General features: G+C 39.4%; 17 protein-coding genes. 9 read left to right on the plus strand and 8 right to left on the minus strand.

Translation table 11 applies throughout. The features are described from left to right. Positions 1-347: 347 nt before the first annotated feature. Together KZP23_RS02940 and KZP23_RS02945 are read right to left on the minus strand one after the other, a co-directional pair. Positions 348-830: a hypothetical protein gene (locus KZP23_RS02940; protein WP_226334639.1), complete on the minus strand. Its 483-nt coding sequence runs from the start codon at positions 828-830 to the stop codon at positions 348-350. After that, positions 831-1,316 carry a hypothetical protein gene (locus tag KZP23_RS02945; RefSeq protein WP_226334640.1) on the minus strand — a complete coding sequence of 162 codons (486 nt, stop codon included), beginning with the start codon at positions 1,314-1,316 and terminating at the stop codon, positions 831-833. It lies immediately after the preceding gene. A gap of 123 nt (positions 1,317-1,439) precedes the next feature. Here KZP23_RS02945 and KZP23_RS02950 point away from each other — a divergent pair, with 123 nt between their 5' ends. After that, on the plus strand, positions 1,440-2,273 hold the full coding sequence (locus tag KZP23_RS02950) for a DUF916 domain-containing protein (protein WP_226334641.1): 834 nt from the start codon (positions 1,440-1,442) through the stop codon (positions 2,271-2,273). Positions 2,274-2,359: 86 nt separating this feature from the next. On the opposite strand, the gene KZP23_RS02955 is transcribed toward KZP23_RS02950, so the two are convergent. Together KZP23_RS02955 and KZP23_RS02960 are read right to left on the minus strand one after the other, a co-directional pair. Continuing rightward, a complete protein-coding gene (locus KZP23_RS02955; RefSeq protein ID WP_226334642.1) occupies positions 2,360-5,278 on the minus strand; it encodes an ATP-binding protein in 2,919 nt (972 codons plus the stop codon). Positions 5,279-5,622: 344 nt separating this feature from the next. Beyond that, complete coding sequence (locus tag KZP23_RS02960) at positions 5,623-7,383, minus strand: hybrid sensor histidine kinase/response regulator (RefSeq protein ID WP_226334643.1); 1,761 nt, start codon at positions 7,381-7,383, stop codon at positions 5,623-5,625. A gap of 379 nt (positions 7,384-7,762) precedes the next feature. Here KZP23_RS02960 and KZP23_RS02965 point away from each other — a divergent pair, with 379 nt between their 5' ends. Further along, on the plus strand, positions 7,763-8,341 hold the full coding sequence (locus tag KZP23_RS02965; RefSeq protein ID WP_226334644.1) for a zeta toxin family protein: 579 nt from the start codon (positions 7,763-7,765) through the stop codon (positions 8,339-8,341). Continuing rightward, positions 8,325-8,510 carry a hypothetical protein gene (locus KZP23_RS02970; RefSeq protein WP_226334645.1) on the plus strand — a complete coding sequence of 62 codons (186 nt, stop codon included), beginning with the start codon at positions 8,325-8,327 and terminating at the stop codon, positions 8,508-8,510. Before KZP23_RS02965 ends, KZP23_RS02970 begins: the two co-directional genes overlap by 17 nt. A 191-nt stretch (positions 8,511-8,701) precedes the next feature. Here KZP23_RS02970 and KZP23_RS02975 read toward each other — a convergent pair whose 3' ends face one another. Further along, positions 8,702-9,724: a nucleotidyl transferase AbiEii/AbiGii toxin family protein gene (locus KZP23_RS02975; protein WP_226334646.1), complete on the minus strand. Its 1,023-nt coding sequence runs from the start codon at positions 9,722-9,724 to the stop codon at positions 8,702-8,704. Between the two features lie 6 nt (positions 9,725-9,730). Further along, a complete protein-coding gene (locus tag KZP23_RS02980) occupies positions 9,731-10,225 on the minus strand; it encodes a DUF6088 family protein (protein WP_262904780.1) in 495 nt (164 codons plus the stop codon). Between KZP23_RS02980 and KZP23_RS02985 the strand changes: the two genes are divergently transcribed. From KZP23_RS02985 to KZP23_RS02995, 3 genes are all read left to right on the plus strand, one after another. Then, positions 10,176-10,742 (plus strand): DUF4374 domain-containing protein, encoded by a 567-nt coding sequence (locus KZP23_RS02985; protein WP_226334648.1) that lies wholly within the window; start codon positions 10,176-10,178, stop codon positions 10,740-10,742. The genes KZP23_RS02980 and KZP23_RS02985 overlap by 50 nt on opposite strands. A gap of 260 nt (positions 10,743-11,002) precedes the next feature. Beyond that, the gene (locus KZP23_RS02990) at positions 11,003-13,393 is read left to right on the plus strand and encodes a TonB-dependent receptor (protein WP_226334649.1); all 2,391 of its coding nucleotides are present in this window, start codon (positions 11,003-11,005) and stop codon (positions 13,391-13,393) included. Between the two features lie 51 nt (positions 13,394-13,444). Then, positions 13,445-14,626, plus strand: a complete 1,182-nt coding sequence (locus KZP23_RS02995; protein WP_226334650.1) for a hypothetical protein — start codon at positions 13,445-13,447, stop codon at positions 14,624-14,626. A gap of 479 nt (positions 14,627-15,105) precedes the next feature. Here KZP23_RS02995 and KZP23_RS03000 read toward each other — a convergent pair whose 3' ends face one another. Then, positions 15,106-16,365 carry a tyrosine-type recombinase/integrase gene (locus tag KZP23_RS03000; RefSeq protein WP_226334651.1) on the minus strand — a complete coding sequence of 420 codons (1,260 nt, stop codon included), beginning with the start codon at positions 16,363-16,365 and terminating at the stop codon, positions 15,106-15,108. A gap of 284 nt (positions 16,366-16,649) precedes the next feature. Beyond that, positions 16,650-16,991: a helix-turn-helix domain-containing protein gene (locus KZP23_RS03005; RefSeq protein ID WP_226334652.1), complete on the minus strand. Its 342-nt coding sequence runs from the start codon at positions 16,989-16,991 to the stop codon at positions 16,650-16,652. Positions 16,992-17,814: 823 nt separating this feature from the next. Between KZP23_RS03005 and KZP23_RS03010 the strand changes: the two genes are divergently transcribed. From KZP23_RS03010 to KZP23_RS03020, 3 genes are all read left to right on the plus strand, one after another. Further along, a complete protein-coding gene (locus tag KZP23_RS03010) occupies positions 17,815-18,969 on the plus strand; it encodes a Fic family protein (RefSeq protein WP_226334653.1) in 1,155 nt (384 codons plus the stop codon). A 430-nt stretch (positions 18,970-19,399) separates the two neighbouring features. Next, positions 19,400-21,214, plus strand: coding sequence for a carboxypeptidase-like regulatory domain-containing protein (locus tag KZP23_RS03015; protein WP_226334654.1), 1,815 nt, complete (start codon positions 19,400-19,402; stop codon positions 21,212-21,214). Positions 21,215-21,229: 15 nt separating this feature from the next. Next, entirely contained in the window at positions 21,230-22,675 is a 1,446-nt protein-coding gene (locus KZP23_RS03020; RefSeq protein ID WP_226334655.1) for a glycoside hydrolase family 76 protein, read from the plus strand. Positions 22,676-22,701 lie beyond the last annotated feature (26 nt).

Here is a 22,701-nt window from a genome sequence, read left to right on the forward strand (position 1 = left end):
ACTGAGTACGGTTGTAAGTGGGATGACGAATTGTGGCAATTAATTCATTTATATCAAAAAAACGTTAGCCAGAATCCCTCATATGTTACTAGCATTTACTTTTGGGGCTAATGGTCGGAAGAGGCCATAAACGTAGAAATAGTTTTGAAAAATTGAAATTTTAAAAAGAAATAAATAGAATTTTCCTAAACGTTAGTCAGAATTCCACCTACTTTAAAAAAGCTGACTTCGTACGTTAACGGCGTTGTAGCTTAAAGAATAAACTGGGGAATTTCTGCCGTTAGTCAGAACTTAAAAAAAGATGCTTAAATTAAAAGAGCAAGGCTTATACTACTACCCCATATGTTTCATAAAGGGCTCAGAGTATAGATCAAGGTCCCTTGATAAATCCCAGGCTCGATATATCCTGGAGTAATCCGTAAATCCACATCAATTTGATCCGGTATACCTCCGCCCGAGGATAGTCCCTGTGCAATAACCTGGCTAATAGCTCCTAGCTCTACATAGCTATCCACATAATAGGTTCGTACCTCGACCAAAGGTAACCTACCATTAGCAGTACCAAAATTTTCTAGTTGGACCTGAAGGCTCCAAGGAGAGTTGGAAACTATTTTCAAAACCGTAAAGGGAGTTCTTTCAATTCCATTTTCCAAACTTCCGGCAGTATTGAACACTACAGGAGAAGGATCCCCTCCTTCAATTCTCAAATAAAAAAGCTCGTGAACAGTAATTTTCGGATACATTGCTCCGGAATATCGATTTTGCTGTGCTTGAAGCTTGAAGGAGGAAATTACCAGGATAAGAAAGCACATGAATACTTTTGGAAGCATCTAATCTAAAGTTAATGTAACAATTACTGTTGCACCATATTCACCTGGAGGCATATTACGACTTATTGGGCCAATTAAAAAATCATAAGTGTAGTTATAATCTCTGTTCCCCATATCGGATTGTTGAAATAGCACCACATCGGTATTCTCCCGTAAGGGAATCTGAAGATTTGTAGTGACACCACTGTTGGTATCAGACAATCTGACCGAAAAAAGACCATCAGGAATCATTTGTCCGGAGGGCGGTTGCTCCAACCTGGCGCTAACCAAATAATCCATATTTCTCAACCAGGCCCGCACAGTAAAGGCATTTTCAAACACCAACACCCGGTCAAAATCCGCTATGTCTGTCATATGGTAATCCACCGGGTTGTTTTCTACAACATTAATATAAAATATCTGTTCACTGTTTCCTTGGGCTATACTTGCCCCACACCATATCATTATCCCGGCGGAAGTAAACAGTCTTTTCAAATATTGAATCATATACTAATCTTTTTGCTACCCTCCATGGAAACGCGCGGACAAATTTGGAAAATATCCTTTTAAATAACTAATATAGTCCTGATAATCGCCTAAATAAACAAAGTGTTTAAAAACATAAATAAAATGGACATATACTACAACAACAAAAGAAAATTCAACCTAATGCACCTTATTTTTTTGATTGGTTTACTTGTTTTTTTTGGTGCTGGAAAATCAATCGCACAAAATATCAGTGTATACCCTACAGGCTTAAGTTTTTCCGTAGCAAAAGGAAACAGCAGCACACAAACTATTACGGTGACCAACGTATCGGATAAAGAAGTATTTGTAGAAACCGAAATAGGAGACTGGTATAGAAAAATTGATGGTAGTCATCAATATCTAACCTCTGACAGTTTACATACAAGTTTAGGGCCTTATATCAAATTGGACAAATCATTTGAAAGCATCGAACCAGGGGCATTAGGAGAAATCAGCATAACTGTAACCCTTCCGGACTCGGCCCAGGTCTCGGATAAAATGTTATGGAGCATGTTGTTTGTAAGTGGAATTGAACCAAAGGCCGATCAGGATAGTGGGACGGAGGGGCAGCTCAGTGCCCAGATCCGGGAAATTTTTCGCTTTGGGATTCACCTGTACCAGACTCCACCCACACTTTTGAAAAAATCAGCTCAAATAGTTTCCATGGAAAAAGTGGACCGGGAAATAAGGTTGCAATTTAAAAACACCGGGCCAACAATGCTCCAATGTAAATCCCATTTAGAGCTGGTTGAATTATCTACTGGCGAAAAAACCAAACTACCTATTATAGAATCACCCGTATTTCCATATTATAACAGAGAAGTCCATTTTATTATACCCGAAAACCTCCCCTCAGGCCAATATTCCATATTAGGCATATTGGATTATGACGAATCAAGTCCATTGGAAGCAGTTGAGATCATGCAGGAATTATAATCAGAATTCCCCTTACCTTTGAAATACCAGAATAGCTTTATTAATTTAATAGGCAAAGCTTAGGCCCCTTTCCCTGAAAGTCTCTATCATACTTTCAGGGAAAGGGGGAGTTTTATCATAAAACTGCTTCCTTCGCCCACTTTGCTCTTGAAGTCCACGCTTCCTTCCATTCTATCGACATATTCCCTAACTATACTTAAGCCAAGACCACTGCCACTAATTCCACGGGAATTCCCTCCTCTAAAAAACGGATTAAATACAGATTCTACTTCCTCTGGTCTAATCCCAAAGCCATAATCCTTTACTTCAATATTTATCCAGTTATTTTCTACAAGCAACTTAACAAACGGTTTATTGGCGTTTGCAGGGGAAAACTTAATTGCATTCTCAATAAGGTTTTTAAAAATATGCGTCATCCATATCTTATCTGATTGAACAACTAAATCTTCATCCACGAACAAATCCACTAAGGGGACCTTTTTCTTTGTGAAATTATTAGAAATCAATTCCTGAAAAAACTCTTTGAAGGAGAACATTGAGGTTTCCTTAGTTTCTTCCTTATTGCCATCCAGTACAATCATATCATCCAGCACGTCCTTAAGCCTGTTCACCTGACTGTTGATATTAAGAATCTGCTCTTCAAATTCGGCTTTAAGGGCCTTGTCCTGAATACCCTCCACTGAGTCTGCCGCCAGTTCAGTACACATCATAATAATGGCAAGGGGAGACCTCAGTTCGTGAGAGGCCATGGAAAAGACTTTAGATTTTAACTGATTCAATTCCTTTTCCTGGGACACCAGTTTGCGCAGTTTTCTTTCAGTTTTAACTTTTTCGGAAATTTCTCTGATACTTGATAAGAAAACACGTTCAGTCTGAAACTTGGATGCTTTCAACAGAACTTCCAAATAAACTGATTTTCTGGTTTTATGGTGATTGGTGGAAACAATAAACCTTCCCTCCTGTCCCAAAGCAAGATCTTTAAAATCAACATGATCACCTAACATTCTCATTATCGGTTCTCCGACCAGCTCACTGGACTCTAAGCCTAACATATCTTTTACCGAAGGGGAGATGTACCTGATTTTATTGTCTTTTCCATGAAGACAAATAACATCCTGGACATTTCTTGCCAAAGTGGAATATAATTCCACTGACTGATAAAGATCTTTGACTGTTTTCTTTAATTCTTTAATAAAATGAGATGACCTGATTAAGTTCACATAACTCTCCAAAATCGGTTTGAGTCTGTTAAAGTCCTTCTCCGAATATGGGTTTTCCTTATTGGCAAAAAAAAGAAAACCATATACATGCCCATGATAGGTTAGAGGGATTCCCATCCACTTGTTTACGGAATTTTGTCCCCCGCCAATCAGCAAATTGATATCCGATGCATTGTTCTGGATTTCCAATGTCCCTTCTAATACGGGTTGTAAAACTTCCGATAGCCCGACGGTTTGATCAAGATTTTCTTCCTGGTCGATTCTAATCTGCTCCATAAGACCTATAGATGCATGTACATCCAAGGACACCTTATTTTTCCCCTTGTATACTATTTCTCCTACAATACCCAATTTACTTCCCGTTATCCTGGTGATTCTTTTAAGGATCGCCTTATAAACAGTAGGAGAAATATTCTCCATAAACAATCCCTCCTGCGCCTCACCTATTGATTTTAATACAAGGTTGTATGCTTTTAGTTTACTTTTCTGCTTAATCCTTTTACTGATATCGGCAAATCTACCATACAACTTTTCCGGAGCCCCTTCAGCATCTCTTTTTAGCCGTACCTTATTATTGACCCAGAGCGTACTTCCGTCAATCGTCACCACTCTATGATCAACACTTAGCCCATCCCTATCGAGAGAGGAAAATAGTTTATTTAACCTCTTTTTAAGGTTTTCCCGGTCCTCGGCATAAATATTTTCTGTCCAAATGGTAGTTCCGGAAATAGGGACATTGGTCCTCAAGCCCATTTTTACCATATCATTCCCATAAAAGACCCCTACATTTTCTTTAAAGTCGTATTGGTAAAATAAATCGCTGCAACCTTTCACGAAGAATTCAAATTCATCTGATGAAAGTGACTGGTCTGCCCACAAGCCTACACCTTTATCCGTTACTGCTCGGGAAGGTAAAGTGATGTATATAAAAACCTCTCTTTGTTCATTCGCCCAACCCATCCATTGGAAATTACAAATAACATCTATTCCGTTTGGGTTGTTCTTTTGTCTCATACTGGCTTTGCTTTCTCCATCTTCACCCGGCACCCATTCAGGCAGATTATTCGGATAATCTTTAAAAAAAGGTGCCTCAATAAAACAGTCCCAAACCTTTTGGCCCAAGAAATAATCGCTTGAATAGCCGGTTATTTTTATCAAATTATCATTTACTTCTTTTATAGTTCCCTTTTGGTCTGTTTTGATATAGCCACCTTCCAAACTGTGTATCAAAAAATCACAAAGGGGATTTTCCCTACTGCTTTCGGGTTTTTGAAAGAGCATTTTCATCCAAAAAAAAATTTCATTAATAATTAAATGAATGATTTCCGATTTGTTGGAACGCCTGTTACCGTAAGGAGTCTTCTCACATAAAAACAGCCCTCCTTCAAACTTATCGCCTATCAATAAAGGGGATACAGTTACTCTCCAATCCTTTAAATGATCGTCTATACTTTTTTTTGTGCTGTTTGTTTCAAAAACCTTCAATTGAATAGAAGTATTGATTTCACCAACCGCCTTACCTTCACATTTTTCTTCCCATGGCAGCAGTCGGATACTTTCAATAATTCCATCCACCTCATCTGATTTTTTCCATAACCAAAGAGGTCCTTCCCAATTTCCCGCTACTTTTTCCCCATTGGCTTTCAAAAAAAACACCCCGGAAAAGCCAAGGCCTTCCCCCATAATTTTAACTGTATTACTAATTTTTTGGTTGATCAGGATATCAGACTGACAAATTCGCTGAATATCAAATAAAATGGCAAAATCTTTACTTTTTGAATTCATAAATAATCTATTTCAAATTTAAACACCTTTACTTTTTACCATTAAACTAACTTTCCTCATTTAAGATCGATATGAACACAAAAAAGACACAGCTACTAACTGTGCCCTTTATTTGGTCTTCACCCAGAAAGATGATCAGGTGAAGAGCATCGGTAACAAAATACTCCTGTCACCCACGTAAATTATAAACCTACTCATTTTCATTAAAGTTAAGAGGTAAAATCCATATTGATGATAAAACGCCTCATTATGTAAATAAAAGGTAGTTTTTAGAAAAAAATTCCATTAAAATGTACTATATCTCTTAAAATAAATTATTTAACCTTAATTTATTTTTTTATTAACTAGGCTTTGGTGTTTTCATAGCTAACTTGAGCCAAAGCCTTCTGTATTTCCATCACATCAAAAGGCCTTTTGATCACATAACTAATACCATTTTCATTCAATGATAAATCGTTCCAAGTATCATTGATCGAATCAATTATTATAAAGAACATGTTGCGGTTCTTTTGCTCCCTAATCAAATGTAAAACATCAGAAATTGAACCGGACAGTTCATCCAAATCAATCATCACTAAGTTATACTTCGATTTTTCCAATAATGAAATACAGCCATTCACTGTATTCACTTCATGTACATATAAGCCCTCCTTTTCCAAAAGCCACTTCAGTCTTTTTCGTTGATGTGTCGACTCACCTATCAAAACGGTCTTAAGTCCATAACAAAAATGAAATTTGAAGTTATTCGGATTACCATTGTTTACACTGCACAAACTGACTTTTAAAGGAATGGAAAAATAAATCAAATTTCCTGGATGGGTAAAATTTAGGGAATTCAATGGACTTATAACACCATACTCGCCTCCCAAATGCTCAATATTATTGATAGCGGTACGAAGTCCCAACAAATCAGGTTCCAAAACCCTTTCTCTGTTCAATCTTCTATCGAAAAGTTCCAAGGCGGAGTAGGGAAATTGTGTGCCTGAATCTTCAATTTCAAACCTCACCATTACCCACTCCTTGTCCTGACTTCCATTCTCTTCTGCCACACACCTAAGTTTCACATAGCCAAGTTTGGTATAGATCAATGAATAATGAACAAGAGTCAAAAGAGAATTTATTAACCTTTTCCTATCAGTCAAAACCATGAGGTTTTCAATCCCATGAGTTATAGTGGTTAAACCAACCTGCTTCTTTTTGGAGGAAGGCAAAATCCTTCTCTCAACATTTTCCAAAATACCCTTAACGCTTATTTCTTTGTAATCATTTCCATTTTCCAAATAATCCTCTCTGCTTGAAAAGGCATAATCCTCCAACATTTCCTTAACCAAAAGGACTTCATCCCTTACAGATTTCAAAATTCTTCTTTGACTAGAAGTTAACGAAGTTTGGCCTAGCGTGTCGACAGATGAAATTGATGAAGCTAATGGAGATGTAAGGTCACTTGCAATAAAAATTGTCTCCTCTTTAAAGCTACAACAAGGTTCATTTTTCTTAAGCAACTCCCCTATATTACTCCAATATTTAAGTTTCAATAAACCTGAAGTGAAATAAACCCATGTTCCCAGCCCATATAGGTCAAGTCGTAAAACTACACCAACCCGCTTGAATTTTTGCTTAAAATTAAAATACAATCGTCTCGCTCCATTTACCCCGTGCAATAATATGACTTCGGTTCCAGGGTACTTTATAGAAAGTATTCGGATAATTTCCTTCTGAGTTTTCATACCTTCCATCACTTTTATCCTCTCCCTTTCTACTCCTCCAGCAATTAATACCCTGATTAAATCATCCATATAGAAAGCTATTTGATCATCCTCAATTTCCTTCCACATTTGTGCTAAAACCACAGTAGTTTTAGGACTTTTCCCCCAAGTATCAATTGCTTTCCATAAAATCCGTTTTATATCCAAAAAGTGAGGAGTATTTTTTTTTAACTCCCATCTTCCATAGATCGGCACAAATAATAATTTATTACCCCTGATTTTTTTCAGGTTATTTTCTGTTGGGGCAAGACGACGACCCAAAGGCCATGGAAAGAAAAACAACAATAAAAACCATGAGACAGGTAAAAAGTATAAACCTATTTCACTTGAGTCTAACATCTGATTAATATTTACTAACACAACAAAAATTAATATATTAAACAGTTTAAAATTCAATAATATAATTTATAACTGGTATCAATTACCATATTTTGTAAACTAAATGTTTCAATTGATAGTTCAATGTTCTTTTCAATGAAGCGATCAGAAAATATTACAACCTCGATTTGGTGAATCTTTTAATAATAAAGTATATCCAGGCCGCAGGGCAGATTAAAGGCAAGGAGGATCGGAATAAACAGGCGCGGGCCCGCGCGGGACGGCTTTATGCCGAAGTTCCTTGGCCTGTATGGGACCTGCCGGCCTAACTTTGCGGGGTAATTGAATAAGAAATGAAAAGTAGCCGCTTTTTTATCTTGAACAATTATATTTACATTCCATGAAAAAGTTATATATCGTAGCGGGTTGTAACGGTGCAGGAAAAACAACTGCTTCCTATACCATACTTCCTGAAATACTGGATTGTAAAGAGTATGTCAATGCGGATGAAATCGCCAAAGGACTTTCCCCCTTTCAGCCGGAAAAAGCAAATATCCAAGCTGGAAAATTGATGCTTAGGCGTATTAAGGACTTGATCAGAACCGGCCAAAACTTTGCCTTTGAAACTACCCTTTCTACCAGAAGTTACACCAACCTCATTAAAGAAGCGAAAGAGGTGGGCTTTGAAGTTTATCTTCTTTTCTTTTGGCTTCGGTCATCCGATTTGGCCGTCCAACGGGTCAGGGTCAGGGTTCAGGAAGGAGGACACCATATTCCGGAAAATGTTATCCACAGAAGATATGTAAATGGATTAAAGAATTTTTTCAACTTATATTTGCCTATTGTTGACCAATGGATCCTGATCAACAATTCAGGTGAACCATATGAAATCATTGCCAAAAACTCGGATGGTGAGCTTAACGTTAATGATAAAGGGATATGGAAATCACTAAAACAAAACTATGATGAACAAAGCTGACAATACTACGGAAAAGATTATAAAGGGGCTGGAAGAGACCTATAAAAAAATGGTCGAATTCAAAAAGCAAAAAAACAGCCCGCTTGTGGTATATAAAGATGGGAAAATTGTGGAACTGGATCCTTTTGAAGCAAGTCCCACCACCAAGTATTCCCACGGTCCAAAATAACCTTCAGTCCTTCTGGATGATCAGCCCTTCGATAATGGCATTATCTCCAATTTGCAGAGACTTTTCCTGATCCGCCCCCACTACACCGAAAAGAGAGTTGGGCAGCTTGCCCTTCATGGCTTAAGTGAAACGAAATACATGGCTGGTTTTGGACACATGGCTTTGTGGAACACCCATAGTCATGTTGCATTTCATAACCGTGGAAATTCGCTCTTCATAGTCCATTCCATGTTATTTAACTTACTTAAGAATTTCTGAATACCTGATATCATTTCCTGATATGATGGGGAATCACCATAAATCATCTGCTCCCGCATGGTTTTATAATCCTTCATCCATGCACCTTCTAAATCAGGAATCGGCAATGGTTGGATGGTTTGAGGCTGGTGTAAATTATAATCGATACCCCGCATCCTTGTAAATGTATGCCTATGGTCTACGATGGCTTCATACAGGTCATGATCATGGATTGCCCTATCCGCATGTGGGGACCTGGACAATTGATGGATATCGTACAGATGCCTACTCAATCGTTCAACCCTTATTTTCCCTGTCGGTCGTTGAAACTCCTCATGGAGCAAAAACAACTTTTCCAAAAATGTCCTTTCCGGCAAAACCGACGGGATTGAAACAGGCTCTTTTGCAAAATCCGCCTTTGGATACTGCTCACTGATAAATGAGGCTATTGTTTTATTTTCAAAAGGTTCCCTCAAGGACCGGCAACCGATTTCCACCTGAACTCTTGGCAAAATGTAACCTGGGGATTTGGTGGCATTCGGATAGAAAATTTCAATGATCCGTGGATCCTGATCACTTGAGCTTGACGCTATCAACCTGAATTCAATATCTTCCATGCCCCTCTCCATAAACCGGCCCCGTAGTTCAGGAAAAAACACATCCTCTATGTAGCTACTGGTTGTCTTTCTTAGTTTTGTCCTTTGGTTTTTGCCCAAATCCCCTTTGAAACCTAGAAAATCACGGTCAATAGCCAGGTTGATGTCCTCGGAGAAGCGGTCAATTAATTTCCAGGCTTTACTGAGTGAAGTTCCTCCTTTGAATACAAGATGGGAAGCAACGTCCATTCCGAAAATGATTTCCAGAGTTTGAACTACCCACCAGTCTTTCTCAACGGCAAAAGCAGGAATCCCTCTATCGTTTTCCACGCCTTGGCAGACATCAAGCTTGTCCGCTGCTTTAAGCTCATAAAAAGTCATTATAATTTATTTTAATGCTTGTTCCATTATTTGTCGGATCCAGGCGGGTGCCAGATCCATATCATGTTTTAGATGTTTGGGGTTCTCTTTCTTAAGCAATTCGATAATCCGTTGCTTCTCCCCGGCATGAAGCCGGTCCTTCCCTATTTCCTTGAGTCCCTGAATAACCAAAGCGCTTGTCGGTCCTTTGGCCGCAAGGTTCCTTGGCGCGGACTTCTTTAGTTTGATGCTCCTTTTTCCCACCTTTATTTCCCTAGGGGCTCCATCTGTAAGAAAAACCAACTTCATGGGAACCTGGGCACTCAGCCCCAATGCGTTTAATGCGTACGTTCCCGTTGGGACAATCCTGATTTTATCCCTTTTCGCTATTGCACGGGCTACCTCATCAGCGGTGGGGAAGACTTCCCCAATGAGCGGATTAATTTTGGGACGTACATATATTCCCTGAGCCATGGATCTGACCGCACCGCTTTCTTTCAGCCGTTGTAAAGCTTTACGCACTGCTACGTCAGACCCGTATTTCCTAAAATCCTCCGGAAACAACAAGGTCCCCTCTGCCGGTTATACCAAAGTGGACAAACCTTCTGGTATTTTAAGAATAAAATCTGGTGAAGATGAATTCGATGAGGATTATTTCTTTGATATCGAAAACAGTGAACTCCAAGGTCGATTGGTGTTTGGAAGCTATATCGGTGGAAACCGGGCTATTATCCGATATATGCCTAAGGAGTTGGACAATGATCAAGAGATTTGGGGTGCTTTAAATGATGCAAAAGTACACTTCAAAATGGCCATAGTAGACTTGAAAAGTAAGGAAATCACACCAATTACCAATTTGCCTGACCACGGCGGTGAATGGACAAGACAATTGTTTATTGAAGATGGAGTGGTTTATCATAGCTTTACCACCGAAACCGAGACAAGAATCTATGCCATAGACCTAGCCACCGGTGAAGCAGAAGCTGGAGCTGTGGTAGAAGGCGCCACTGTACCACTTATTTATAAGTTGGATTACTAAGTAGTTATTGAGGCTGTCTCATCAACAGTTTTTTGCATCATTCATAGCACTAAAGAATACGAAGCACTTTAATTACAGTGATTCAAGTTATTTCTTCAGTTCAAATAATAGTTATGAGACAGCCTCTTTTTTAATGGGTGCTTATTTTACCACCCTAGTTTTTAGATAGTTAATACCCTTCTTTTTCAGAGTCAACCAGAATATTCTTTTTAAACAAAATCAAGCTTCCTTCTTGAAGCAATTATTTAAAATCAGTAAAAATGAAACACATTATAACCAAATACTCAATTCTACCCTTTATCCTTAAAAAAAGTAAACTTTCACCATTGACTTTGCTAATTTTTCTGCTTACCTCCTACTCTTATGCCCAAACAGGAAATATCAACGGAAAAGTAACAACAAGTGATGGTGAACCTGCTGAATTCTCCACAGTTAACCTCAACGGTGATCGGTTTACACTTGTAGACCATAACGGTAAATTTTCTTTCCAAGGCTTGTCTGTAGGAGAATACACCATTGAGGTAAGTTTTGTAGGCCTGGAATCCAAGAAGAAAACCGTCCATCTAAAAGATGGGGACAAAATTACCATTAATTTCGAGCTGCCTGCAAGCTCCAACACCTTAAATGAATTTATGGTCGTCGGGGACAAATATTCAGTCACTTCCAGAAAGGAAAGCCCTTATGTGGCCAGGTTGCCGATCAAAAACCTTGAAAACCCTCAGGTATACAGCGTGGTTGACATTGAGCTGATCAACGAGCAAATGGCCCTAACTCTTGAAGAATCCTTCCGAAATGTACCTGGTGCTGCCCCTGCCAAGACTGGAGCGGGTATGCCAGCCTTCTTTTCCCGTGGGTTCCAGACCTCTGACAATTTGAGAAACGGTCTGGCCACTTCCTTGAAGACCGGAATTGATCTGGTAATGGTAGAAAGAGTGGAAACCATCAAAGGCCCCTCCTCTACCCTCTTTGGCTCTTCCATGGTATCCTTTGGGGGTTTGGTCAACTATGTCACCAAAAAGCCATATCAAGCTTTTGGCGGAGAAGTCTCCTATCTTCAGGGCAGCTGGGACCTCAGCAGATTGACTGCTGATATCAATACACCACTGGACAAGGAAAATAACCTGTTGTTCCGTTTTAACACCGCTTTCCAAAAAGAGAACAATTTCCAGGATCAGGGACACGGCACTACCTTGGTAGCTGCACCAAGCCTATCCTATCAGGTAAATGATCGCCTGACACTTAGATTGGATGCCGATGTGCAGCAGTACAAAGGCACGGCCAATACAGCTTGGGCAGTAAACAGTGGAGTCACTTTGAGTTCCTACGATGAGTTACCAATAGCTTATGAGCGTTCTTTGATTGACGATTCATTTGTAGGAAAGCAATCATCCAGCAATGTATTCCTTCAGGCCGAATACAAGCTTTCTGAAAACTGGACTTCCACCACCAATTATGCCTATGCCAATGGAGAATACAATGACCTCCTATATAATAACCAATACTGGATCAGCAACACTGAAGTCAGACGGGCGATGGGTGTCTTCTCACCAGACAAAACAGGGAGAAAACAATTCCAACAAAACTTTACAGGAGATTTCAAAATCGGTTCTGTCCGTAATAGGTTGGTAATAGGTTTGGACTATATCGACCAATTCCGTAACATGAAGTATTCTTATGTTTGGCTGGACACAGTCAATGTCATGGAAGCCACTCCTGATATTAGGCTTCAAAGTTTGGAAAACACTTTAGGTGAAATGGCCACTCCGGCAAGGCTTAGCAAACAACGAAGTTATGGAGCCTATTTTTCCGATGTGCTCAATCTTTCTGACAGATTGATCGCCATGATCAGCCTTAGGGCAGACCGCTTTGCCAATAAAGGAACCTATTATCCACTTACCCAGCAAACTACGGGAAGCTATTATCAAACAGCTTTTTCCCCAAAACTGGGATTGGTTTACCAGCCTATTAAAGAAAAGGTCAGCCTATTTGCCAACTATATGAATGGCTTCAAAAATGTGGGCAATGCTGCGCAGCCCGATGGGACTATCAGTGTTTTCAAACCCCAACAGGCCAATCAACTTGAAGGAGGCATCAAACTGGACCTGCTTGATAATAAACTAAATGCGACCGTTAGTTATTATGACATTCAGGTCTCCAATTCTACCCGGGCAGAAACACGCGAAGATGGCATGACCTATACTGTTCAGGATGGTACACAGCAAAGCCGCGGCATTGAAGTAGAGGTTATTGGCAATCCCTTTCCTGGTTTCAACTTTGTCACAGGTTACGGTTACAATGACAATGAATACATCAAAGCTGCTGAAAATTTAATTGGGAAAAGAGCCTTGGGAACCCCTGAGCACGTGGCCAATGCATGGTTAAGCTATTCCCTTATCAACGGTAACCTGAAAGGATTGGGCTTTGGAGCTGGAGCCATTTATGTATCCGATGTATTCTATAACGACACCAATACATTTACCCTACCATCCTATACTGTACTGGATGCTACAGTTTTCTATAACCAACCCAAATACCGCATAAGCTTTAAAGCCAACAACCTGACCGATGAACATTATTGGATCAGTGATGGGTATTATGTAAGACCCCAGAAACCAGCACATTTTCTGACCAGCTTTACCTTCAAGTTTTAATTAATTACCACTAACCTCCATCCCCGGGACACTTGATTCCGGGGACTTTATATGATTGACTTTAATACCAGATCTCCTTTAACACCGACATTAAAAGTCACTTTGGGAGCAGTCATGTTATTGGCCATCCTTGATCATACCAGGATTTTTTTTCATTACTGGAATACATCTCCAACTGACATGGAAACCACTACATTGCCTCTTTTCTTTACCCGGACTGTCTCACACTTCTTTGCCCCTTCGGTGTTTTTTCTCAGCGGGGTACAATGTCATTTTTATGGTAAAAACGTCCACAAAAGAAAAATGTCGGTAACCCTTGCCAAAAAAGGAGTTGCCTTGATCCTGCTGGAATTTGCTATAAATAATTTTCTATACACTTTTGATCTTTATTATAGAACCATGGGGATATTTATTTTAGCCATCCTGGGAATTTCTCTGCTTTTGCTGGCTTTATTGATCTACCTTCCTCCCAGAATTTTATTTCCCCTTTCCCTTATGGGTATTTTGGGGCACCACTTCCTTGATGGCATCAATTATGGAGGACAATCTTCCTTACAAATCTTAGGGGCTTTACTTCACCATCAAAAATTCATTGAAACCAAGAGATGCCTGTTCATTATCAATTATACGATCCTTCCATGGGCCCCACTTTTATGGGCTGGGTATGCATTGGGCTGGTGGTTCGAGCAGGATTTCCCCGCTGTAATAAGAAAAAGACAGCTTAAAGCCTTGGGACTATTTTTGATCCTAGTATTTGTATTGTTGAGGAGCACAGGTTGGTATGGAGAGACTTCTGATTGGAATATGGGTACCAATACTTTTTCTGTTAGCTTAATATCGTTCTTTGACCTTAACAAATACCCCGCTTCCCTATGCCTTATAACATTTACCATGGGAGGCCTATTCCTGTTAATTGCTTTTTTGGAAGTCAGAACCTCCAACATCACTGATCTACTGATGGAATATGGCAATCACAGTTTGTTCATCTATCTTTTCAGTACTTTCACCTTACATTTGGCAGCTATGCTGACCCTACCATTAGAAGGATTTTCCATATGGGCGATGGTGATCACACCGGCATCTTACCTTACAGATAGCCCATTGGAAAACCATGGATTTCCTTTAATTGCCGTTTATGGCATTTGGCTTTTCTTTGTAGCGGTATTTTTAAAAGCTATTGGTTATTACAGCCAATTAATGAAAAACAAGGCAAAACTGATCAGTCTCAATTAAGAAATTGAGACCAATTGATAGTATAACAATGAATGGATCTCGTGAAATACTTTCTTATGAATTAGATTTAGCTTAGAGTTTGAAACTATGAAATCACTCGAACAAACTGGTACAAATTCAACGGTACATCTATTTTAAATTAGTCCTAAATCAACCTAAAACTACGGGAGTGTTAGCTAAACTCTGTCCTTTCCCTTCCCTGGGGCTAGCCCCAGGGAAGGGAAATTTCCACTAAATAATTAGGTTTCCGTATTGATATCCAAACTGATCCTCCCCTAAACGGTTCAAATTTGCTCTTATCAGCTCCACAACACAGTACCTTTTTAGCTGGATGGCTAAGATTGAAAATGATCCCATGTTTAAAATATATCTTTAAACAAAAAAAATGACACTGGGAACAGATTTCACATGAAATAAAATTGGTCCAGTTACATCAAAAAATTTAATTGATTCAGTAACTTTTAAATGAACCAAAGTGTTCAATCAAACTCCATCAATTTCCCCATCATCTCCTTATCACTTTCATCATCCAAAATGCTTTTTATATAAGCCCTAGTAGTTTTGATATCTGCATGCCCCAAAGATTCTCCAACATATTCAATTGAAGCATTATTCCGTATGGCCATAGTGGCAAAGCTATGTCTGGCAGTATAAGTACTTACATTTTCAGAAATACCGATTTTTTTTGCATATCTTTTCATGTGCTGATTAACCAATCTAGTAAAATTCTGCTTTGCTTTTAGCTTTTCTATTTCGGTCATCTCTTCATGAATAATTTGAAAGACATAATCCTCACTTCTCCTCCTTTTACCACCATAAAATTTGATTACCTTTTTCGAATGCTCCATCAATGGAACCCGAATAACCACTTGCTCCTCTACAGTATCTTTCGTCTTTTCCCTCACAAATTCAATGTGTTCCTCTTTTACATTCTTCCATTTCAGATATAATATATCCTTCATGTTCATCCCCTTGCACAGGTAAGAGAAGAACCAAAAATCCTTGGCCTTTCGTTGATACTCGTTTTCTACATCACCTTCAAACAATACCTTCAGTTGATGTTTATCCAATGCTTTCTTCTTATTACTTCCTTTGGGGATAACATATTTTCCTTTACCAAAAGGGTAATTATCTGTTTTCACCAAATTAAAAATGTGTCTTAAAGGTCTCAGGTAGATGCCCACGGAGGTTCTTGTATTTCCTTTTTCAATCATCCAGCTCTCAAAATCCTTCAGCCATTTAGGGGTAACATCACCAAAATAAAGAACACTTGGGTTCCTCTTCTTTTTATCTTTCATGAATCTTTGAAGAGCTCCTAAACTTGTCTGATAGGCAATTTTACTTCCCACCCTACCTTCTTTGTCCAAAACATCTATCTTTTTCTGAAATTGATGAAAAATGTCCTTACTGTCTCCTTCTGGTCTGAATATTTCCTTTTCAAAAGCTTCAAATGTAAAGGTATCCAATTTATTGGCTACCTCGATGAAATTATAAAGCACCTGCTCCAATTTAACCTTTAGCTCTTTTGCTTCTTTTCTGGGCCTAGCACTTTCAAAAACCTTTTCATACATCTCCGTTGTCATATCCATTCCTATGGGGTAGTATTTCCTCCGCTTGGGCCTTGGTGTATAGACTTTAATCTTCAAGGGATAATATCCGTCTTCCTTGGGTCTTCTCAAATCTAGGTAAAGTGTCATTTCAAACTCACTTCCTGATCGTACAAACTTCGTTGATGCCATTTTTTACTAGTTTGGATTTGCACACGATTTGCACACAAATCGATCTAAAAACTTATAAATAAAGTTATAGTAGAAAAATGTAAAATCCTACAAACAACTTAAAACCAACTCTTTATGTATAATCTTAAAAATATAATACTAACCCAAAATATAACTGTTAATCAGAGGGTCCTTGGTTCGATCCCAATAGAAGGGGCTGAAAATCAACCACTTACAATGAAAAATTGTAAGTGGTTTTTTTATTTGCATACGATTTGAACACAAAAAGGGGCCGTAAAATATTTTTAAATTTTGTTGAATCCTCTGTCCCGAAAAAGTCGATTCTCATGAATTCTCACTCCTCTTATTTTGGGATTGCTCAATTTTGAAGTAATCCAGTCCAGGATTTCATCTTTGATAAAGTAAAGTTTTCCGGCTTTCTTATAATGGGGAATAATCCCCTTGGAAACATAACTGTAAATGGTCTGCCTTTTTAATTCGAATAAATCACAGATCTTGTTTAATGTAAGTACCTGACCACTGGGCTGCTCGCTCAGCGCTATCTCCTGTATAGCTTCTAAAATCAATTTGTTTTGTGCTAATAGTTGGGCAATAGCAGTTGGGAGGTCTTCAAATTTTAAGTCCATAGATAAAATTGGTTTGAATATGAGCAAAACAAATGGTACGATTACTAATCGAGATAATTTCACCAGCTAGACCATAGTAGGGTGAAATAATTCTTTTATTAATTTAAAAATGAGGGATCAGATATTATCACACTGATATCAGAAGTGAGGGATATTCATTTCCTTTATTAAAAAATTCTTGATTCGCGAATCAAGAATTAGTTCATGCTTTGAGAAATGCATATAATCCTGTCAGGCATGGAGAACACCCTGTCATATTGTTATAGGCATAAGCTTTCCTCTATTTCTTTCCTTGGTCATTTTACATTACAGTCCCTTATCATGTACCGAAATGGCACATGGATGATCATTGATAAAAATATAAGAAGGAGTCTCGATAAAAAAACACACCCTATCAGGAATACACTGCCCACCTAAACCCTCTCCAAAAAGTACCACGTTTTCTAAGAATTTAGCCAAAAGTAAACGTATCCTATACTAGGAGTATACTAGGCATGGGAGCATCCATAGGGGGAGGAACGTAAAGAAAACAGTCTGTGACTGCTTTTAGCGAGTGGCTAGCCTGCAGGGCAGCCCCTCTCGTTTTAAGAAGTGATTCTCCTTCCAAAACCACCAAATAAAACTGGACCTTTCCTGATAGTTCTCATGACGTCTCTTGGTACTCCCCCAATATCTCCACTTTAAATCTACTTTCTACTTACTTAATTCCTGCATATAAAACATTTTATATTTGCATTAAATTAACAAAACGCAAATACAATTATTTATATTTGCAATAACGATAAAATACGCAAATAAAACACAACTTAATTGCAAGTTCTATATGGAAGTAAGAGATATCAATAGTTTTCAATCTGGTAACTGGATCAAGCGAATGGAATATAGAAGCTTCAGCCCTGAACTGATCAATCATCAGTGGATATCAACAGACCCTCAATTATCCTCCCTATTAAGTCAAGCCGACCGTAGTCTTGGCAAGCTGGATGCTTTTTCTGATTTAATACCAGATATTGACTTTTTCATCATGATGCATATCACTAAGGAAGCTACTGTATCCAGTAAAATAGAAGGAACTCAGACCTCTTTTCAGGAAGCACTTATCAAAGAGCAAGATTTGGATCCGGAAAAAAGGGATGATTGGAAAGAAGTACACTGCTATATTGAGGCTATGAACCAAGCCATTCAGGAAATGGAAAGATTGCCGATTTCTACCCGATTAATCAAACAAACACATGCCACCCTTCTTCAAGGTGTTCGTGGAAAAGAAAAGTTACCTGGAGAATTCAGAACTAGTCAAAACTGGATAGGGCCAAGTCTCAAACATGCCATCTTTGTTCCACCGACTCATCAGGAAATACCAGAATTAATGAGCGATCTGGAAGAGTTTATTCATGCTGACAATGCAGACATCCCCACATTTGTACCGCACCTTATTAAAATCGCGCTGATCCACTACCAGTTTGAAACCATCCATCCATTTCTGGACGGAAACGGTCGAATTGGAAGGCTATTGATCACCTTGTATCTATTGGATAAAGGCCTATTAAGAAAACCGACACTCTACCTGTCCGATTTCTTTGAAAGAAACAGAAGGGACTATTATGACAACCTGATGCGGGTCAGAGAAAAAAGTGACCTAAAAACCTGGATCGAATATTTCCTTGTAGGTGTTATCGAAACGACAGAATCCAGTATTCAAACTTTTCAAAATATCGTTAAGTTACGTGATCGGGTCGAACTTACACAGTTGATTCAGTTAGGTAAGCGGCAACAGGATGCGAAAATACTAATGAGTGAGCTTTATAAAAACCCGATCATTGATGGAGCCAAAGTCGCTGAAATATTAAGTGTTCACGCATCTACTGCAAATCGCCTAATTAAGGACCTAATGGAAATGGGGATTTTGGAAGAACTTACTGGATACAAACGTAACCGCATCTATGCCTTTGGGGAATACATCAGGTTATTTAACACATAACCTTCTCTTTTACGTCCCAACCACAAATACAAAACCCCATATTTGCAAAAATCACTTAAACTACAAATATAGATTTCCATATTTGCATTTCTGCAAATATACCGATTAAACATTCGTCAATTTCTTTACAAAAAACAGTCAGAAACATAATATCTCCTCGATGTTCCCTCTATGTCTCCTTTTTACTACTACTTAGTATTAGTAGTCACACATGCTAAAACCAAACCATATAGAGGAATCATCAAAATCTCACTTTTCAAGATTTCACCACCAGATTAGCAAATTAACCTGGGTTATTAACCCAAATTTAACCGAAAAATTAACCATATCTACGCTATTTTCGATCTTGTTAAAGTTGCTGAATCGATTATGCTTTTCTTCAGCCAACTAAAACTGGTTAATTAAATTATAACCCATAAAAACCTATCAAATGATAAAAAAACTACGAGCGATCGTTTACATCGCATTGCTGGGTACAGCTCTAGTATCCGCAACCTCCTCCTGTATCAATGAAGATGAACCCATGGCAAATCCCCGGGGAACCATCACCGGTACGGTCACTGATGGAGAAGGCCAGCCCATTGCTGATGTAAATGTCTCCCTATCCGGAGTAGGGGAAGAAGAAGTTGCTGTCACTACAGGAAGTGATGGCAAGTATATTTTTGAGGATGTCTCTTTAAAGACACATGCTGTAAAGTTTTCCAAGACGGGCTGGCTCGCAGTCAGCCTAACCGTAAATCCTGAAAAATACAATAGTGAAAATGTAGCTACGGCAGACATTTCATTGATCTTTGCTTCCGCAAAGATTACTGGAACTATCAAAGATGGAAGAAACGGTAATGCACCTCTAGAAGGAGTTAATGTCAGTGTTGGGGTAGCTGGTACCACCACTACTAATAGTGACGGTATTTTCACCTTGGAAAACCTGATTGTGGACGAATACACTGTCACCTTCAGCAAAGCCAATTATGAACCCATTACCAAAACTGTAACAGAAGCTGACTTTGTGGACGGAATTGTCACCATGGACATCACCATGGGCAGCAGTGAAATTCTTCGTGGCCTGACCTATGCTGACCTTTTGACCGCAGAAAAATGGTATTATAACGAATACCGTGGTGGACGAAATGCAGATGCTTATCCTCATTGGGACTGGGCATGTAACTATATGTCTGCACTGGATTTCCGTGGTGCTTGGCAAGAGCAAAATGAAGGATCAACCCTTCAGATCAGAAACAATGATACCGACAGAAACAATCCTGCTGATCTCAATGTTTTTGACTCTTATGTCTACGGAAGTAAAATGATCACCGAAGACAATAAGATTTTATCCTTAAGAGTCAGTACACACAATGCAGATGAAGCTAACCCTGCTTATTTTGGTGTCCAGGTAGTAGACCTCTCGGAAGCTCAGCCTACTGCCGTAAAAATTGGCGAAAACAGGACTTATGCCTCCGGAAATTATGGAGATGTAACGTTCGACCTAAGTGACTATGTAGGCAAAGAAGTAATCATTGCCGTAGGGATCTATAGACAATCCACTGGTGACTATTGGAAACAATTGGTTCTTCGAGCTATTCGATTCGCAGATCGCAAAGTAGAGAATTGGGATTGGCTGCCAGGCACCGAAGTAATCGAAGGCTGGAAACTGACCCAAGAAACCGTTCGTTCCACCATGCCACACACCAAAACCTCCTTTACAGGAATAAGCCCTATAAGCGGAAACCGTGACAACTATGTGGATGCTTATCGTGCCTGGAGAGATGCGGACCATATTGCAGCAAACTGGTTCTTTGCTCCACTTAAAAAAGATCCTGAAGTATTTCCATCCGAAGGTTATTTGATCAAAACCCGTAACACTCCTGATGTGAACACTCAGGTCCCTGAAGCCTATCTTTACTCAAAATTCGCCATCAATGCGGGCAGTAATCAATTGACACTAAGCACCCGTAATTTTGGAGACAATTTCACCTATTTCAAACTTACCGCGATAGAAGACAATGGCACCGTAACGCACTTGGCTCCCCAATCCAATACTGCAGACGAAGCCAGTGCAGCTGCCGACGGCTGTTGGAAATTCAAACACGGTGATGGAGGTGCCGGCAATCCTGAAGGTTATGCCTCTTTTGTATATGACCTATCTCAGTTTAATGGCAAAAACGTCACACTGGCCTTGGGGGTATACAATGTTGAAGCCAATTCAGGCGAAAACAAGTTGGTAATCCACGGCATTGATCTGAAATAATACAATAAACTTAACATGATACAAATTAGAATGATGATCACAATTTGGAGCCTCTTCCTGCTGCTTACAACAGCATGTACTGAAAACTCACCTGACACCGACCCTAAAAACCCGCCAGTCGAGATAAGTCTTTCGGAACAGAACCTCCTCAGAGCAATGGAACTGACCGATAGTGCTGTTTCTGCCCATTTTACAGGGGCAGGAATGGCCATGGCCAGGTATTATAACCCCTACACTGAAGTCCGATCCAATGAGACTGGCAGTGTATGGATGTATACTGCGGCCATAGAAGCTGTCAACGCAGTCCTACATGGCCTACAAGCCCAAAAGGAACATGGTAATGCAAAGCTTTACGATGAAAACTTTGATAAGTATACTGAACTTCTTGCCCAGCTGTATGACAATTTGGATTATTACCAAGGCACTTTTGAACTGGTGTCCTATACCCAAACCAAAGAATGGTCGGTATATGGGGTAAATCGAGGCAATGCCAAGGGAACAGCCAAAGTAGAAGGCATCGAAAATGTGTATGACGACCAAATGTGGCTCGTACGTGAATTGCTTGAATCCTACAAAATCACAGGAGAAACAGCCTATTTGGAAAAAGCCGAATACCTGACTGCTTATGTTTTGGATGGATGGGACACCACTAGAAACCCAGATGGCACAGAACGTGGCGGTATAACTTGGGGACCTGGTTATGTCACCAAACATGCCTGTAGTAATGGACCGATGGTGAGCCCATTGGTTTGGCTGCATGAAATCTATAAGGATAAGTCAGATGAAATCACTTACCGTTATATCGATGCAGAAGACAAACAGACCAGAAAGACCATGCAAATGAGCAAAAGCGAATACTATGCTGATTTTGCCAAAAAAGTTTATGACTGGCAAAAGGATCAATTGTTACGTTCTGACGGCGTTTATGACGATATGAGAGGAGGCTGCTCCCCTGGAAATCCACAAACCGAAACCATCGACGGAACAGTGTACCGCAAGGGCATCAGCTGTCAGGACCGAGTAGGACCCGCTATTTCCTATAACTCTGGAACCATGCTATCAGGAGCCGCCGACTTGTACAGGGCTACCAATGAAAACACATACCTACAGGATGCCAAGGACCTTTCAGATGACAGCTTTGAGTATTTCGCCAAACTCAACCAAACGCATGATGGCTATTACTCATATGACATCAGTGGTTTCAACAACTGGTTCAACGGGGTATTGATGCGTGGATATGTGGATGTACATCCAGCTTATGGATCTGCAGCTGATTATATAAACACATTCCAGAAAAACCTGGACTATGGATATGAGAATTTCCTTTACGAAGGATTCCTCCCCACTAACCTCTTGGTAGGCTGGAGCCTCACGGACAATAACAACAGAACCGAAGGCATGTTCAATTTCGCATTTGCAGCAGAATATGCAGTCTTATCTCGATATGAGCTGACCAAATGATATGTTTTTAGCATTCCCTGATGTAT

Origin of the sequence: Echinicola marina, assembly GCF_020463795.1 — a bacterium.
Taxonomy (GTDB): domain Bacteria; phylum Bacteroidota; class Bacteroidia; order Cytophagales; family Cyclobacteriaceae; genus Echinicola; species Echinicola marina.

Excerpts from the sequence above, each read along its gene's own strand:
- KZP23_RS02940 (WP_226334639.1), bottom strand. The coding sequence starts at position 830 with ATGCTTCCAAAAGTATTCATGTGCTTTCTTATCCTGGTAATTTCCTCC.
- KZP23_RS02945 (WP_226334640.1), bottom strand. The coding sequence starts at position 1,316 with ATGATTCAATATTTGAAAAGACTGTTTACTTCCGCCGGGATAATGATA.
- KZP23_RS02950 (WP_226334641.1), top strand. The coding sequence starts at position 1,440 with ATGGACATATACTACAACAACAAAAGAAAATTCAACCTAATGCACCTT.
- KZP23_RS02955 (WP_226334642.1), bottom strand. The coding sequence starts at position 5,278 with ATGAATTCAAAAAGTAAAGATTTTGCCATTTTATTTGATATTCAGCGA.
- KZP23_RS02960 (WP_226334643.1), bottom strand. The coding sequence starts at position 7,383 with ATGTTAGACTCAAGTGAAATAGGTTTATACTTTTTACCTGTCTCATGG.
- KZP23_RS02965 (WP_226334644.1), top strand. The coding sequence starts at position 7,763 with ATGAAAAAGTTATATATCGTAGCGGGTTGTAACGGTGCAGGAAAAACA.
- KZP23_RS02970 (WP_226334645.1), top strand. The coding sequence starts at position 8,325 with ATGATGAACAAAGCTGACAATACTACGGAAAAGATTATAAAGGGGCTG.
- KZP23_RS02975 (WP_226334646.1), bottom strand. The coding sequence starts at position 9,724 with ATGACTTTTTATGAGCTTAAAGCAGCGGACAAGCTTGATGTCTGCCAA.
- KZP23_RS02985 (WP_226334648.1), top strand. The coding sequence starts at position 10,176 with ATGGATCTGACCGCACCGCTTTCTTTCAGCCGTTGTAAAGCTTTACGC.
- KZP23_RS02990 (WP_226334649.1), top strand. The coding sequence starts at position 11,003 with ATGAAACACATTATAACCAAATACTCAATTCTACCCTTTATCCTTAAA.
- KZP23_RS02995 (WP_226334650.1), top strand. The coding sequence starts at position 13,445 with ATGATTGACTTTAATACCAGATCTCCTTTAACACCGACATTAAAAGTC.
- KZP23_RS03000 (WP_226334651.1), bottom strand. The coding sequence starts at position 16,365 with ATGGCATCAACGAAGTTTGTACGATCAGGAAGTGAGTTTGAAATGACA.
- KZP23_RS03005 (WP_226334652.1), bottom strand. The coding sequence starts at position 16,991 with ATGGACTTAAAATTTGAAGACCTCCCAACTGCTATTGCCCAACTATTA.
- KZP23_RS03010 (WP_226334653.1), top strand. The coding sequence starts at position 17,815 with ATGGAAGTAAGAGATATCAATAGTTTTCAATCTGGTAACTGGATCAAG.
- KZP23_RS03015 (WP_226334654.1), top strand. The coding sequence starts at position 19,400 with ATGATAAAAAAACTACGAGCGATCGTTTACATCGCATTGCTGGGTACA.
- KZP23_RS03020 (WP_226334655.1), top strand. The coding sequence starts at position 21,230 with ATGATACAAATTAGAATGATGATCACAATTTGGAGCCTCTTCCTGCTG.